This window comes from Nocardiopsis dassonvillei (assembly GCF_964273065.1).
Taxonomy (GTDB): domain Bacteria; phylum Actinomycetota; class Actinomycetes; order Streptosporangiales; family Streptosporangiaceae; genus Nocardiopsis; species Nocardiopsis dassonvillei_B.
The window spans coordinates 3599952-3615241 of the sequence record NZ_OZ186815.1 but is presented as its reverse complement, the minus strand read 5'-3'; the positions used below and the strand labels follow the sequence as shown (position 1 = coordinate 3615241).

Below are 15290 nucleotides of genomic sequence, written 5' to 3'. Positions count from 1 at the left end.
GTCCGCATGTCCTCATGTCCGCAGAGCCGCACGCCCGGGGTCTCAGGGCCGGGCGACGCCCGTCCGGTAGGCCCAGACGACCGTCTGCAGGCGGTCGCGGGTGCCGATCTTGGCCATGGCCCGGGTCAGGTGCGACTTCACGGTGCTGGTCTCGATGAACAGCGCCCCGGCGATCTCCGCGTTGGACATCCCCTGCGCCAGCAGCCGCACGATGTCGGCCTCGCGGGCGGTGAGCACCCCCAGTGCTTCGGGGTCGGCGCCGCCCGGCGGCCTGCGGCGGGCGAACTCGGACATGACCCGGCGGGTCACCGAGCGGTCCATGAGCCCCTGGCCGCCTGCCAGCCGCCGGACCGCCTCCACGAGGTCGTCGGGGTCGGTGTCCTTGAGGACGAACCCCGCGGCCCCCGCCTCCAGTGCCCCGAACACGTACTCGTCCAGGTCGAAGGTGGTGATCACGAGGATCTCCGGCGGGCGCTCCCCCGTCCGCAGGGCCGCCCGCTCCAGGATCTCCCGGGTCGCGGACAGCCCGTCGCCGCCGGGCATCCGCACGTCCATGCAGATCACGTCCGGCCTGAGCCGGGCCGCCAGCTCCACCGCCGTCGGCCCGTCCCCGGCCTCGCCGACGACCTCGACGCCGTCGGCCATGTCGAGGATCACCCGGAACCCGGCCCGGACGATGGCCTGGTCGTCCACCAGCAGGACCCTGATCACCGCTCGCCCCCGTCCACCGGCATCTCCCAGCCCACCCGCCATCCCCCGTCCCCGGTGGGCCCGGCCTCCAGTGCCGCGCCCACCACCTGGGCCCGTTCGCGCATGCCCAGCACGCCCAGCCCGCGGTGCTCCCGATCGGTCGCCCGGGATCCGCCCGGGCCGTTCACCACCTCCAGGGAGAACCGGTCCGGACGGTACCGCAACAGCACCCGGACCCGCGCACCGGCCGCGTGGTCGCGGGCGTTGGTCAGCGACTCCTGCACCACCCGGTAGGCGGTGACGTCGGCGATCGGCGCCAGCTCGTAGGGCTCGCCCTCGCGCACCACGTCGATCTCCGCGCCGATCTCACGCTCGGTGCCGACCAGGCGGTCCAGGGCGGACAGCCCCGGCACGGGTGCGCCGCGGTCGATCCCGCCCCCCTCGTCCTCGCCGGGGTCGCGCAGCGCGCCGACCACCGAGCGCAGACTGGCCAGCGTCTCCTTGCCCTGGGACCGCACCCAGGCCATCGCCTCCCGGGCGGCGTCGTCGTCGCGGCCGACGAGCCGTTCGGCGGCCCCGGCCTGCACGACCATGCCGGACAGGTGGTGGGCGGCGATGTCGTGCAGTTCGCGCGCCATCCGGGCCCGCTCCGCCCGGATCGCACCCTCGGTCCGGTCGTGCTGGGCGCGGATCTCCTCGGCGGCGCGCACCCGCAGCAGGTCGACGTAGCGGCGCCGGGTGCCCACGTAGGCGCCGACCAGGGCGGGCAGAACGAACGTGGGGACGCCGGAGACCAGCAGCCCCAGCCACGTCACCACGGCGTTCTCGGGAACCGGCGGCAGGTCCACCGGCGGTGCCAGCAGCCCCTGGAACAGGCCGCCGCCCAGCCAGTACAGGGCGGTGCCCCCCGCCGCCGCGGCGGTGAGCCGGAGCGCGGGAAGCCGGGTCCCGCAGGTGTAGGCGGCGATGAACAGCGCCGGCCCCTGGAGTCCGACCTCGGGCGGCAGCAGCGCCATGACCAGAACCTGGACCGCCGCCCCGGCGAGCAGGCACACGGCCGGGAGGCTGCGGCGCACGACCAGCAGCAGGGACTGCACGGTGAAGGCGGCGGTGAGCGCGGCCCCGGTGGCCGGCGGGAGGCCGACCCCCTCCAGGTACTCCAGCAGGTCGAGCAGCGACCAGAGCAGTGCGACCGAGGCCGCCGCCACGAGCACCGCCAGGGCGGTGTCCCGGGAGGCCTGCCCGCGCAGTCCCACCCGGTCCAGCAGGGCGTCGGCGCGGTCGGCCGCCCCGGCGAACGGGGAGACCGGAGCCGGATCCGCCCCCCGCGCGGCCGGGCCGCGGTCTCGGTCATCCATCGGGTCTCCTCTTCGTTCGTCCATGGACATGCTCCCGGAACCGCCCGCCCGGTCGGTACGACGGCGGTCAGTACGACAGGTCGAGCCCGAGCAGCCCGAAGGTGACGGCGAACCACTGGACGGCGAGCAGTGCCGCCAGGACCAGCGCGCCGGCCGTGCACCTCTTCCATCCGGCACGCCTGCGCACGTCGCCGGCCAGGGCCCAGGCCGCGGGGAGGACCGCCGCGCAGCCCAGCAGCTGGAGCCCCTGGATTCCGCGCAGGGCGGCCTCGGGGACGTCCTGGAGCCCCATGACCGTGACGACCACCGCGGCCCAGCCGGCCAGTGCGGCGACCGCGCAGGCCACGCCGACACGGGTGAGGACCCGCGCGGTGCGCCCGGCCCGGTCCCGGGCGGGCCGGGACAGCAGGCGGCGCGCCACGGCTCCGACCGGCCAGGACAGCACCGCGACGAGCAGGACCGCCACGGCGGACAGCAGGACCGGCAGGGCCGCGGAGGTCTCGGGGGCGGCACGGAGCAGGGTGAACGCGGAGGCGAAGCCGATGGCCTCCACCCGGCCGTCCTCGACCCTCATGGTGAGGATCCGCTGTCCGCCGACCTCGCGCCACACCCACGGTTCGATCTCCTCGTAGACCGTGGGGGTCATGGTCTCCGGCCCCGGGGAGACCAGGATCGTGCCGTCGCCGCGCGCCGTCACGCTGGTCGTGGACACGGCGTTGACGACGGACAGGAAGGTGCTGTGCATGGTGCGCGAGGGCGTGTAGGTGCCCTCCGCCATCCGCGCGTGCTCCGCCGCGGTGTCCGTGACGGCGGCGTCCGGGGGGTCACCGGGCAGGTAGCGGTCGACGAACCCGTTGACGACGGCCTCGCGCAGGGCGAGGCTGTCGGTCCCCGCGCCCCCGCCCCCGTTGAGGGACACGAAGATCCCGGTCCCGTGCTCGGGCTGGATCGACAGGTGGGAGTGGAAGAAGAGGGTGTCGCCTCCGTGCCCGAGTCCGCGGTGGCCGTTGCGGTCCTCCTCGAAGAAGCCGAGGGTCATCCGCGGCCCCTCCGCGAGGGTCCCCAGGGACTCGGCGTCCAGGGCGGGGGAGTGCATGAGCTCGAGGGTCTCGGGCGCGAGCGGCGCCGTCCCGGGGTCGGCCTCGCCCAGGTGGGCGAGCATGAACCGGGCCATGTCGGGGGCGGAGGCGGTCAGCGCGCCCGCGGGGGAGTCCTCGACGATCTCGAAGAAGCCCGCTCCGGACGCGGCGTCCGCGTATCCCTGGGAGAGCCGCCCGCGAAGGTCGTCGGGGAGCGGCTGGGAGAAGGTGGAGGAGTCCATGCCGAGGGGTTCGAGGATGGTGTCGCCCACGTACTCGTCGAAGGGGACCCCGGACTCCAGCTGGACGATGTACCCGGCCAGGGCCATGCCGTAGTTGGAGTAGGCCGGGACCGTCCCGGGCGGGTGGACCTGCTCCGGCGGGTCCTCGACCAGGGTGGAGCGCAGGTCGAACTCGTCGCCCTCGGCCTTGATCAGCCCCCTGACGCGTTCCTCGAAGCCGGGCGTGTGGGTCAGCAGGTGCCGCAGGGTGACGGGCTCGTCGAACGCGGTGGGGAGCGTGAAGTCCAGGTACTCGTTCACGTCGGTGTCCAGGTCCAGGCGCCCCTCCTCGACCAGCCGCATCACGGCCGTCGCGGTGAAGAGCTTGGACACCGAGCCGACCCGGAACAGCGTCTCCTCGGGGTCGACCGGCACCGGCGCGCCCCCGTCGGTGCCGGTGTCGGAGTACCCGTAGCCGCGGACGGTGAGGATCTCGCCGTCGTGGACGACGGACACGACGGCTCCCGGGATCCCGGTGTCGTCGAGGGCCGCCGGGAGCAGGCCGTCGAGCCAGGCGTCGACGTCCTGCGCGGTCGGTTCGGCGGCCGCGGGGACGGGGGTGGCGGGGGCGGGCGGGGCGGCCGCGCCGGGGGCGGCGCAGCCCGCGGCGAGCAGCACGGCGGTGACCGCGGCGGTGGCCGAGGCGACGAGGGAGCCTCGGCGCGGGGGCGGGGCGGGGTGCTCGGGGATCACGGTCCCCTCCTTCCGGTGGTGTGATCCCAGCGTCGTGGAACCCGGGCCCCCGGCACATCGGGCGCGGATCGGCACCTCGGTTGCGACCTTGGTGGGAGGCGGCTCCACCGCGGGGGCGAACCGGGGTCCACCGGAGCGGCGCCACGGCGGGTCGACATGCCGACCGGTCGACACGCCTCCGGGTCGACACGCCTCCGGGTCGACACGCCTCCGGGTCGACACGCCTCCGGGTCGACATGCCGGCGAAGCACCCGGTCGACGCACCGGCGGGCCGCGGGCGCGGGACGACCGGCCGCCCCCGGCACGGCGGCGGTCGCCTCAGCGGACCAGGGCCTCGAGGTAGGCGGCGGTGCGGCTGCCGGGGGCGGCGGCCACCTCGGCGGGGGTGCCCGCCGCGACCACCCGGCCGCCCTCGTCGCCGCCGCCCGGGCCCAGGTCGATGACGTGGTCGGCGGTGGCGACGATCCGCATGTCGTGCTCGGCCGCCACCACGGTCGCGCCCGCGTCGACGAGGTCGCGCAGCCGCTCCATGAGCACGTCGGCGTCGTGCGGGTGCAGCCCCGTGGTGGGCTCGTCCAGCAGGTAGACGGTGTCGGCGACGGTGCGGCGCTGGAGCTCGGTGGCGAGCTTGATCCGCTGGGCCTCCCCGCCCGACAGCTCGGTGGCGGGCTGGCCGAGCCGCAGGTAGCCCAGGCCGACGGCGGCGAGGGAGTCCAGCGAGCGCGCCACGGCGGGCACGTCGGCGAAGAACTCCAGCGCCCCGCTCACCGGCAGGTCCAGCACCTCGGCGACGTTCAGCCCCCGGTACGCGACCCGCAGGGTGTCGGGGTTGTAGCGGGCGCCCCCGCAGGTGGGGCAGGGGGCGTAGGTGCTGGGCAGGAACAGCAGCTCCACGGACACGAACCCCTCGCCCTCGCAGGTGGGGCAGCGCCCCTCGGGCACGTTGAAGGAGAAGCGGCCGGGCCCGTACCCCGCCCGGCGGGCGTCGTCGGTGGCGGCGAACAGCCTGCGGACCGTGTCGAACAGCCCCGTGTAGGTGGCCGGGTTGGAGCGCGGGGTGCGGCCGATGGGCTTCTGGTCCACCCACACCGCCCGGCCGCGCGCGGCGGCCCGTTCCCCGATCTCTCCGAGCAGGGTGGACTTGCCCGACCCCGACACCCCCGTGACGGCGGTGAACACGCCCAGCGGCACGTCGGTGTCGAGTCCGCGCAGGTTGTTGCGGTCGGCCCCGCGCACCTCCAGGGTCCCCGCCGGGGTGCGGCCGACGCGCTCGGGTGCGGGCGGGCCGAAGAGGTAGCGGCGGGTGACCGACTCCCCGACTCCGGCGAGCCCGGCCACCGGGCCGCTGTACAGCACCCGGCCGCCGTCGCTCCCTGCGCCGGGGCCCACGTCCACGACCCAGTCGGCGCCGCGCACGATGTCCATGTCGTGCTCCACGAAGCACACGGTGTTGCCGCCGTCGCGCAGTCGACGCAGGATGCCCGACAGGGCCTCGCAGTCCGCCGGGTGCAGCCCCGCCGACGGTTCGTCGAGTACGTAGACCACGCCGAACAGGGCGGTGCGCACCTGGGTGGCCAGGCGGATGCGCTGGAGTTCCCCGGTGGAGAGGGTCGGGGCGGGGCGGGCGGTGGCCAGGTAGCCCAGGCCCAGCTCCGCCAGGACCTCGATCCGTCCGGTGATGTCCTGGACGAGGGCGCCCGCGGGACCGGGGTCCCCGCGCCAGGGGGCGAGCAGGTCGGCGAGCGCGGACAGCGGCATCCGGGCCAGCTCGTCGATGGTCCGGTCCGCGAACGTCACCCGCAGCGCGGCCCGGCCGAGCCGCCGCCCGCCGCACTCCCGGCAGACCCGCTCGTCCATGAAGGAGCGGGCGCGCTCCCTGCGGGCCTCACTGGCCGAGGACGCGTACGCCTTGAGGACCAGCCGCCGGGCACTGCTGTAGGTGCCCCGGTAGGGGCGCTGCACCCGGCCGGCCTCCCGGACCGGGTGCACGGTGACCACCGGCTGCTCGTCGGTGAACAGGATCCACTCGCGCTCCTCGGCCGGGAGTTCCCGCCAGGGCCGGTGGACGTCGTACCCGAGGGTGTCGAGGATGTCGCGCAGGTTCTTGCCCTGCCATGCGCCGGGCCAGGAGGCGATCGCGCCCCCGGCGATGCTCAGCGAGGGGTCGGGGACCAGTGATCCCTCGGTGACCTCGTACTCCACGCCCTCCCCGTGGCAGACCGGGCAGGCGCCGACGGGGGTGTTGGGGGAGAAGGAGTCCGAATCCAGGTGCTCGGCCCCGGGCGGATAGGTCCCGGCCCGGGAGTAGAGCATGCGCAGCGAGTTGGAGACCGCCGTCAGGGTGCCGACCGTGGACCGGCCCGAGGGCACCGAACGGGCCTGGGCCAGGGCCACCGCGGGCGGCAGCCCGGTGATGCCGTCCACGTCCGGGGCGGGCAGCTGCTGGAGCAGGCGGCGCGCGTACGGGGCGACCGACTCCAGGTAGCGGTGCTGGGCCTCGGCGTAGACGGTGCCGAACGCGATCGAGGACTTTCCGGACCCGGACACCCCGGTGAAGGCGACGAGCGCGTCGCGGGGCAGGGACACGTCCACGGCGCGCAGGTTGTGCACCCGCGCGCCGCGGACCCGGATGTGGGCGTCGGTGTTCTCCATGTTCAGAGGACTACCCGACGCCGCACCGTGCTCCGCCCGGGGCCCGGCCGGTCCCGTCTCCGCCCGGCGGGCCCGTGGCGGGCGCGGGTCAGCCGGTGTAGGAGGGGTTCTCCTCGATCGGGGTGGCGGGCACGGCCTCGGCCGGGGTGTCCGGGTCGGGGGCGGGGGTGGGCTCCTCGGTCGGCTCCCCCGGGGCGGGGGAGGGCACCTCTTCGGCGGGACCGCCGCCCTCGTTGGGGTCGGGGGAGGGCACCTCTTCGGCGGGACCGCCGCCGTCGGCGGGGTCGTCCGAGAACGGCGCCACCACCGCGGGGGCGGGGGCGGGCTCCGCGGCGAACGCCGGGGAGGCCCCGAAGAACGCCGCGGCCAGGGCCGCTGTGAGGAGGAGGGTGGGCTTGACGCGCATGGTCGGCCTTTCGTCGTGTGCTCGTGGTTCCGCTCGCCGAGCGGTCATTCGGTGATCTCGACCGGCGTGCCGAGCGGCAGGTGCTCGGCCATCCAGGTGATGTCCTCGTTGGAGACCCGGATGCAGCCGTGGCTGACCTCGCCGCCCAGGCCCGACTCGTCGTCGGTGCCGTGCACCGCGAGCTGGCCGGGGCCGCCCGCGAAGCTCTCCAGGGTGTCGGAGTGGCCGCTGAGGCCGAAGGCGTACACGCCGTAGGCGCCGTCGGGGTCCGGGGGCTCCAACAGCTCGGTGAAGTAGTACTCACCGGGCGGTGTCGGGGTGTCGCTCGTACCGATGCCGATCGGCCCGGTCCGGAGTTCCTCCCCGCCTTCGAGGACGGTGAAGGAGAACTCCGACATGTCGATCTCCACGCGGAACGCGGTGACGGTGAGTTCGACGTCGGCGGCCTCGATCCAGCCGGTGGAGCCGTTGGGCCGCACCGGCAGGAGCACCTCCAGCCAGTCGCCCCGGACCTGCCGGACGAGGAAGGTGCGCTCCGCGCCGAGGTCGTTCGGGTTGGCGAGGGTGTGCACCACCTCGCCACCGTCCGGCTCGGAGCGGACCTCGATCCCGTCTCCGGTGACCGTGGCGATGCGGGCTTCCTCGGACTCCTGGACGTCCCCGGCCCCCTGGGAGGCCTCGGCCGCACCCTCGGGGGACGACCCCTCCGAGGGGGGCGAGCAGGCCGTGGCGGCGGTCAGGGCGACGGCGGCCAGGACGGGGAGGAGCCCGACGGCTCCGCGGGACATCAGGGATCGGCGCATGGGGGTCCATCCGGTCGAGGGGGTCCGGCGGGTCTCTCCGCACCGGACGCCATGAAGAGTGGACGAGGAATGTGAAGAACCCGTGTGGCCGTCGTGTGCGTCCCGTGTTCCGACCTGGGGCGCCGCCGTTCGGTCCCGCCGGCCGGCCGGGAGGCGGCCGTACGATCGTCGGTGTCGGGGGCGCCCGCCCCCCCGGTCGGCGAACGGAGGTCCCCGCGTGTGCGCACATGTCCTGGTGGCCGAGGACGACGTGAACCAGGCCGAGCTGATCCGGCGCTATCTGGAGCACGAGGGCCATGCGGTCCGCGTCGTGCACAACGGCCGCGCGGCGCTGGAGGAACACCACCGCGAGCGGCCCGACCTGATCGTGATGGACGTGATGATGCCGGTGATGAGCGGGCTGGAGGCGTGCCGGGTGCTGCGTGCGGAGTCCGACGTGGCGGTGCTGCTGCTGACCGCCCGCTCGACCGAGGAGGACCTGCTGACCGGGCTGGACCTGGGCGCCGACGACTACGTCACCAAGCCCTACAGCCCGAGGGAGCTGATGGCGCGGGTGCGCACGCTGCTGCGGCGTTCGCGCACCCCGGTCCGGGACGAGGAGCAGGTGCTGCGCGCCGGCCCGATCACCGTGGACCCGGCCCGGCACGCGGTGCTGGTGGACGGGGCGCCGGTGGAGTGCACCCCCGTGGAGTTCCAGCTGCTGCGGGCTCTGGCGGACCGGCCCGGCCGGGTGCTGAGCCGGGCCCAGCTGCTGGAGCGCATCCATGGGATCAGCGGGTACATCACCGAGCGGACCATCGACGTCCACGTGAAGAACCTGCGTCGCAAGATCGAGCCGAACCCGCGGCGGCCGGTCCGGCTGGTCACCGTGTACGGGGTCGGCTACAAGCTCGCGGGGCCCGACCGTGTCCGCTGAGCGGCGGGGCCCCGGTCGGCGGGCGCCCGGGCACCGGGGCTCCCTGCGGCACGGCCTGCTGTTCCGCCTGCTGACCGGCTCGGTACTGGTGGCCGTCTGCTCGATCACCGCGACGGCCTGGCTGGCGGTGCAGCGGACGTCGGAGTCCATCACGGTCCAGCAGGGCGAGACCCTGGCGGTGGACACCCACATCCACGACACCCTCCTCGGCTACGCGGCGACCCACCGGGGGTGGGAGGGGGTGGAGGAGACCGTCCGGGAACTGGCCGGGGAGACCGGCCGCCGGATCGCGCTCACCACCGAGGGCCGGGCCGTGATCGCCGACTCCGCCTCCCCGGCCGCGGGGGCCACCGGGGAGGCCCAGCCGCTGCCGCCGAGGACGTCGTCGGTGGTGGACGCGCTGGCGGTGGACGTGACCCTGGCCGCCGGGAGCAGCGACCGTATCGACCCGCGGGCCGTGGGCCCCTTCGCCCTCACCGACCACGAGAACGCCGTGCTGCGAGCCGAGGCCGAGCAGGGGGCGTCCTGCCTCAGGTCGCTGTACGGGGTCGCGGCGGAGGTGGTGTCCGGGCCGTCCGGACGCCCCGTGGTCGAGACGGAGGAAGAGGACGCGTACATGTGGGCCGACTGCGGCCTCGACGTCCTGGACCGGCCGGTCGGGGCCGAGGAGGAGGCGCTGGCCGACCTGAACGCGCGCGTCTCCGACTGCGGGGCCGCCGGGGAGGGCATCGCCTACGCGATGGACGGCCGCACCGGCGGCCTCGTGGTCACGGGGGCGGGCGCCGGGGACCCGTCGGCGCGGCCGGACCCCGACGAGTCCCGCGCCCCGGCCGCGCCGGGGGACCCCGGCGACTCCGCCTTCGAGGAGGCCCCGAGCCCCGCCCCCGGCGGGGAGGGGGGCGGGCCGGCCCCGGATCCGGTTCCAGAAGAGCCCTCCGAGGCCCACCGGGATCCGGAACCGGTCGAGGCGGTGCCCCCCAGGCTCCCCGAGGCGGACGTCCCGCGGGAGGAGACCCCGACGGCCGCTCCGACGCCCCCCGCCACGGAGGGGGTGGCCCGGTCCCGGGTCGACCTGTCACCGGAGGCGGCGGCCTGCCTGGACGCCGCCCGCCGCGCCCAGCTCGCCCCCTACGTGGCCCCCGCCGCGCTGCTCTTCATCGACGACCCCGCCGAGGGACCCGGGGCGGAGTTGTCGCTGTCCCGCGAGGGGGCGCTGCGCGTGGGCGGGGTGGTGCTACTGGTCCTGGTGCTGACCGTGGTGGTGAGCACGACCCTGGCCACCCGGCTGCTGCGTCCCGTGCACGCGCTCACCGACGCAGTGCACCGCATGCGCGAGGGCGGAGGGCCCGCCCGGGTGGAGGTCCGCGACTCCGGTGAGATCGGGCGCCTGGCGGAGGCGTTCAACGAGATGTCGGCGCACCTGGAACGGGCCGAGGAACTGCGCAAGGCGATGGTGAGCGACGTGTCGCACGAGCTGCGCACCCCGCTGAGCAACCTGCGCGGCTGGCTGGAGGCGGTCCAGGACGGGGTGGTCGCGCCCGAACCGGACCGCATGGGGATGCTGCTGGGGGAGACCCTGCTGCTCCAGGCGGTCATCGACGACCTCCAGGACCTCGCCCTGGCCGACGCCGGGCGGCTGCGCCTGGACCCGGAGCCGGTGGAGGTCGGCCCGCTGGTCGAGCAGGTGGTCGCGGGCCACGGGCTGCGCGCGGAGGAGGCCGGGGTGCGGCTGGTCGCCGAGACCCGCGACGTGACCCTGGTCGCCGACCGCACCCGGATGCTCCAGGTGCTGGGGAACCTGGTCGGGAACGCGCTGCGGCACACCCCGGCGGGCGGGACCGTCACCGTGCAGGCCCACCGGGCGGGCTCGGAGGCGGTGCTCAGGGTGAGCGACACCGGGGTGGGCATCGCCGCGGAGGACCTGCCGCACGTGTTCGACCGGTTCTGGCGGGCGGACAGGTCCCGCAACCGGCGCACCGGCGGCAGCGGGCTGGGGCTGGCCATCGTGCGCGGGCTGGTGGAGCTGCACGGCGGGACGGCGGCGGTGAGCAGCACGGTCGGCGAGGGCACCGCCTTCACGCTCCGGCTGCCCCTGGCCGGCCCCCCGGAGAGGAGACCGGCCGCGGAGCGCGGAGCCGGCGGGGCCGACGGGTTCTAGACCAGTCCGCGGCGGCGCAGCAGCGGCTCCAGCCGCGGCTCGCGGCCGAGGAACCCGGCGGTGGCCGCCAGGGGGTCGACGCTGCCGCCCACGGACAGCACGTACCGGCGGAAGCGGTCGCCGTTCTCCCGGGTGAGGCCGCCGTTGTCGTTGAACCACTCGACGCTGTCGGCGTCGAGCACCTCGCTCCACACGTAGGAGTAGTAGCCCGCGTGGTAGTCGCCGGAGAAGCAGTGCTGGAAGTAGGCGGTGCGGTAGCGGGGGCGGACCAGGTCCAGGTCCAGCCCCCACCTCGCCAGGGCCTGCGCCTCGAAGGTCTGCGGGTCCACCTCCTGTCCCGGGGCGATCCGGTGCCAGGACCAGTCCAGCAGCGCCGCCGCCAGGTACTCGACCGTCGCGAAGCCCTGGTCGTAGCGCTCGGCAGCGGCCAGCTTCTCGATGAGCTCGGCGGGCACCGGCTCCCCGGTCTCGTGGTGGCGGGCGTAGTTCGCCAGGATCCGCGGGTGGTTGGCCCACATCTCGTTCACCTGGGAGGGGAACTCGACGAAGTCGCGCGGCACCTCGGTGCCCTCCAGGCGGGGGTAGCGCACCGCCGAGAGCAGGCCGTGCAGGGCGTGCCCGAACTCGTGGAAGGCGGTGTTGACCTCGTCCGGGGTGAGCAGGGTCGGCCCGGAGCCGGGCTTGGTGATGTTGAGGTTGTTGACCACCACCGGCTTCTGGCCCAGCAGCTCCGACTGCTCGACCAGGTTGTGCATCCACGCGCCGCCCTGCTTGGTGGGCCGGGCGTAGGGGTCGAGCAGGAACAGGCCCAGCCCGGACCCGTCGGCGTCGAACACCTCCCACACGCGCACGTCCGGGTGGTAGCCGGCGAGGTCGGGGCGCTCGGCGAAGGTGATGCCGTACAGGCCGGTGGCCGCGTGGAAGACGCCGTCGACGAAGACCCGGTCCAGCTCGAAGTAGGGGCGCAGGGCGGCCTCGTCCACCTCGTAGCGGCTCTGGCGCACCTTCTCCGCGTAGAACGGCCAGTCCCAGGGCTCGATCGTGTGCCCGGCCAGCTCCGCAAGCTCCTCGGTCTGGCGCAGGACGTTGCGCACCGCGGGCTCGACCATGGCGCCCAGCCGCTCCTCGACCGCCTCGGGGGTCCTGGCCGTCTGGTCGGCGACCTTGTGGGAGGCGTGGTCGGGGTGGCCGAGCAGGGCGGCGCGCTCGGCGCGCAGGACCGCCATGCGGGCGGCGATCTCCTGGTTCCGCGGCGCGCGCTCCACGCTGAGCCGGTACAGGCGCTCGCGCACGGACCGGTCGGTGAGGCGCGCCAGCGCGGGCTGGACGGTGGTGTTGAGCAGCGGCAGGGCGTAGGTGCCGTCCTCGCGGGCGGCGGCGGCGATCCGGTCCCCGTCCAGGCCGTCGAGCGCGGCGGCGTCGTCCACGACCAGTTCCGAGTCGGTGGCGGCGGAGACCACGTTCTGGCCGAACTCCGTGGAGAGCCGGGCCAGCTCCTCGTTGATCTCTCTCAGCCGGTCCTGGGCGGGGCCGTCCAGCCGGGCCCCGGCCTTGACGAAGTCGGTGCGGTAGCGCTCCAGGAGGGCCTCGTCCTCGGGGTCCTCGGCGGTCACCCGCTCGATCCGCTCCCACAGGGCGCGGTCGAGGGTGATGGCGTCGGCGTGGGCGCTCAGCCGCGGCATCATCTCCGTCTCGATCTCCTTGACGGTGTCGGAGGCGTCGGAGGAGGCGAAGGTGAAGAAGACGTTCGTGACGCGGCGCAGGACCGCGCCGGAGCGCTCCAGGGCGACGAGGGTGTTGTCGAAGGTGGCGGGGGCCGGGTCGTTCCTGATGGCCTCGATCTCCGCGAGCTGCTCCGCCATGCCGCGTTCGAAGGCGGGGACGAAGTGCTCCTCGCGGATGTTCGCGAAGTCGGGGAGCCCGTAGGGCAGACCGCTGGGGGCGAAGAACGGGTTGTCGGTCAAGGTTCGGACTCCTCTGGTCGTGCGTCGGTCTCCGTGCCGTTCTACCTCGCCCGGGTCGTCCTGTCACTACGCTTTCGTCACCGGTGACGGCGTGTCGACATGTCGAGGTGACATGTCGATCATGAGTGCATTTGTACAGTTTTGCGCCCACCCGGAGCCCGCCCTCCGCCCCGGGAGCCCGGGATCGGACCGGACGCCGCCCCCACCTTCAGGCAAGCTGAAGCCAGAGATAAGCTTCAGGCAATCTGAAGGATGGAGTCCTGCATGGATACCTACGGCGATCTACCGTTCCCCCGGACCGGTCTCGCGCTCGACGCCCTGCGGCTGGCCCGGGAGACCGAGGCCCCGGCGATCTTCAACCACAGCATGCGCACCTACCTCTACGGCCGCTTCCTGGGTGAGCACCGGGGGCTGCGTCCGGACCACGACTACGACGACGAGCTGCTGTTCCTCGGCTGCGTGCTGCACGACATCGGCCTCACCCCGCACGGGGACCTGGGAGGGCGCTTCGACATCGACGGAGCCGACACGGCGGCCGCCTTCCTCCACGACCGGGGGGTGGAGGCGGACCGGGTGGAGGTCGTCTGGGACGCCGTCGCCCTGCACCTGTGCTTCGAGGTGGCGGTGCGCAAGCGCCCGGAGATCGCACTGGTGTCCCTCGGTGCCGGATACGACCTGGGGCGGGAGGGCCCCGCGCTGCCGGAGGGCGAGGCCGACCGGATCCACGCCGTACTGCCCCGCCTGCGCGCGTCCGCCGTACTCTTCGACACCGTCGTCGACCAGGCGATCGCCGACCCCCGCAAGGCACCTCCCTTCAGCCTCCCGGGCGAGTTCCTGCGGCAGCACACCGGGGGGCGGTGGCCGACCTGGCGGGAGCTGATGTCCGAGGAGTCCGGATGGGACGACTACGCGGCGGCGGACGGGCCGGAGCAGGACGGGACCGACGGGTAGACCTGTCGAGAGGTCGACAAGGCGGCCGATCCCCCTGTCTCCCGGCGGCCCCGCGGAACCGGATCAGCCCCACGGGCGGTGCGTCCTCCACTCCGGCGACCGCGCCACACGCTCCTCGGACGGCCCGGCGGTGTCGCGCCGGTGTCCGGAGAGGTCCGGGTCCGGGGGGTGGGGGCCGGTCCGCCAGGGACTCCCGGGCGGCGCCGGACACCCCCGCGGCCGGACACCCCCGCGGCCGGGCGCCGACGCGCGGGCGGCAGATGGCACGGGCACCGGCGGCGAATCGCCTGCGCCCGGTCTCGGCGCCGGGTGCGAGCGGGATGCGGCGGTCCGACAGGTCGGCCGCAGCCGCGTGGAGGGCGGCCGGCCGCTGGGCGGGCGGTGCTCCGGGAGCGGGCGGGGGCGGCCCGAGGAGGATCTCCCCCAGGGCCCCGCGGTCCCGGACGGCGGAGGCCGCAGAGTCCGGATCCCGGCCGGCACGGGCCCTGCGGTCGGAACGGTCGACGGATCGATGAGGGGACGAAGCCCCTTGTCGACAGGTCGGCGCGTCGACCCTCGGGCTCAGCGGCCGTGCGGCGGGGGAACCGCGTGGCCCGGACCCGGCACCCGCTGCTCGCGGAGGGTCTCCGGACTCCCGATCCCCGCGGGGAAGGGCGCCTGGAGCGCCGCGGGGGGCATGCCGTGCGCCACCAGGGCCCGCTTCAGGCCCTCCACGTCCCTGGCCCGCGTGATCAGGTAGCGGCCGTCGCGGGTCACGAACTCCATCCCCTCGCCGGGGCGGCGCTTGGTGAAGTTCCCGTCGGTGCGCAGGGTGGTGTCGCGCAGCCGGAAGCGCGCCCCGCCCGCGTAGGCGATCTCGGCGACGGGCAGCCGCAAGCGCTCACTCTCCGGGGCGTCGCCGCCGAAGAGCCACAGCACCTCCAGGAACGACATCTTCGACAGGGTCAGGACCCCGGCACGGACCTCGGTTCGGACCGAGGACATCCGGGACACCCACCCGGTCAGCAGCAGCCCCAGGGCGAGGGCCAGGAACACGTAGAAGGTCGCGGGCCCCGGATCGAAGGCGAGGTAGCCGAGCAGGGACACCGGCACCAGGGGGACGGGGAGGAGGAAGCCGAGGGCACGCGCCACCGGGGCCACCGTGACCCGCGAGCGGTACCGCGGGGGCACCGGACGGGGGGAGGGATGCGTCAAGGGACTCACTTCCGGAGAGGGCGGGGCCGACGCGGGCTTCGATGCGTGCGCCCGTCCTCCGGTTTCCCGCGGCGACCACGCACCCCGCCCCCGCGCGAACGGGGCCGGACCCGGGCGGGGGCCCGGGTCCGGCCCCGTCGTGCTC

Annotated in this window: 11 protein-coding genes; 3 read left to right on the top strand and 8 right to left on the bottom strand. The window is 74.9% G+C overall.

Features of this window, described 5'->3' with window-relative positions:
* Positions 1-42: 42 nt before the first annotated feature.
* The 6 genes from ACSUPR_RS16030 to ACSUPR_RS16005 form a co-directional block, all read right to left on the bottom strand.
* The gene (locus tag ACSUPR_RS16030; protein ID WP_436885421.1) at positions 43-711 is read right to left on the bottom strand and encodes a response regulator; all 669 of its coding nucleotides are present in this window, start codon (positions 709-711) and stop codon (positions 43-45) included.
* On the bottom strand, positions 708-2048 hold the full coding sequence (locus ACSUPR_RS16025; protein WP_436885420.1) for a sensor histidine kinase: 1341 nt from the start codon (positions 2046-2048) through the stop codon (positions 708-710). Before ACSUPR_RS16025 ends, ACSUPR_RS16030 begins: the two co-directional genes overlap by 4 nt.
* Before the next feature lie 67 nt (positions 2049-2115).
* The gene (locus ACSUPR_RS16020; protein WP_436885419.1) at positions 2116-4101 is read right to left on the bottom strand and encodes a serine hydrolase domain-containing protein; all 1986 of its coding nucleotides are present in this window, start codon (positions 4099-4101) and stop codon (positions 2116-2118) included.
* Positions 4102-4419: 318 nt separating this feature from the next.
* Entirely contained in the window at positions 4420-6753 is a 2334-nt protein-coding gene (locus ACSUPR_RS16015) for an ATP-binding cassette domain-containing protein (RefSeq protein ID WP_436885418.1), read from the bottom strand.
* A gap of 88 nt (positions 6754-6841) precedes the next feature.
* A complete protein-coding gene (locus tag ACSUPR_RS16010; RefSeq protein WP_436885417.1) occupies positions 6842-7159 on the bottom strand; it encodes a hypothetical protein in 318 nt (105 codons plus the stop codon).
* A 44-nt stretch (positions 7160-7203) separates the two neighbouring features.
* Complete coding sequence (locus tag ACSUPR_RS16005) at positions 7204-7962, bottom strand: L,D-transpeptidase family protein (RefSeq protein ID WP_436885416.1); 759 nt, start codon at positions 7960-7962, stop codon at positions 7204-7206.
* 217 nt (positions 7963-8179) lie between these two features.
* Here ACSUPR_RS16005 and ACSUPR_RS16000 point away from each other — a divergent pair, with 217 nt between their 5' ends.
* Positions 8180-8878, top strand: coding sequence for a response regulator transcription factor (locus ACSUPR_RS16000; RefSeq protein WP_436885415.1), 699 nt, complete (start codon positions 8180-8182; stop codon positions 8876-8878).
* On the top strand, positions 8868-11036 hold the full coding sequence (locus tag ACSUPR_RS15995) for a sensor histidine kinase (protein ID WP_436885414.1): 2169 nt from the start codon (positions 8868-8870) through the stop codon (positions 11034-11036). Before ACSUPR_RS16000 ends, ACSUPR_RS15995 begins: the two co-directional genes overlap by 11 nt.
* Here ACSUPR_RS15995 and ACSUPR_RS15990 read toward each other — a convergent pair.
* Positions 11033-13000 (bottom strand): M3 family metallopeptidase, encoded by a 1968-nt coding sequence (locus tag ACSUPR_RS15990; protein ID WP_436885413.1) that lies wholly within the window; start codon positions 12998-13000, stop codon positions 11033-11035. The two genes, ACSUPR_RS15995 and ACSUPR_RS15990, sit on opposite strands and share 4 nt — an antisense overlap.
* A gap of 264 nt (positions 13001-13264) precedes the next feature.
* Between ACSUPR_RS15990 and ACSUPR_RS15985 the strand changes: the two genes are divergently transcribed.
* Positions 13265-13951, top strand: a complete 687-nt coding sequence (locus ACSUPR_RS15985; protein WP_436885412.1) for an HD domain-containing protein — start codon at positions 13265-13267, stop codon at positions 13949-13951.
* Positions 13952-14512: 561 nt separating this feature from the next.
* Here ACSUPR_RS15985 and ACSUPR_RS15980 read toward each other — a convergent pair.
* Positions 14513-15082 carry a hypothetical protein gene (locus ACSUPR_RS15980; RefSeq protein WP_436885411.1) on the bottom strand — a complete coding sequence of 190 codons (570 nt, stop codon included), beginning with the start codon at positions 15080-15082 and terminating at the stop codon, positions 14513-14515.
* Positions 15083-15290 lie beyond the last annotated feature (208 nt).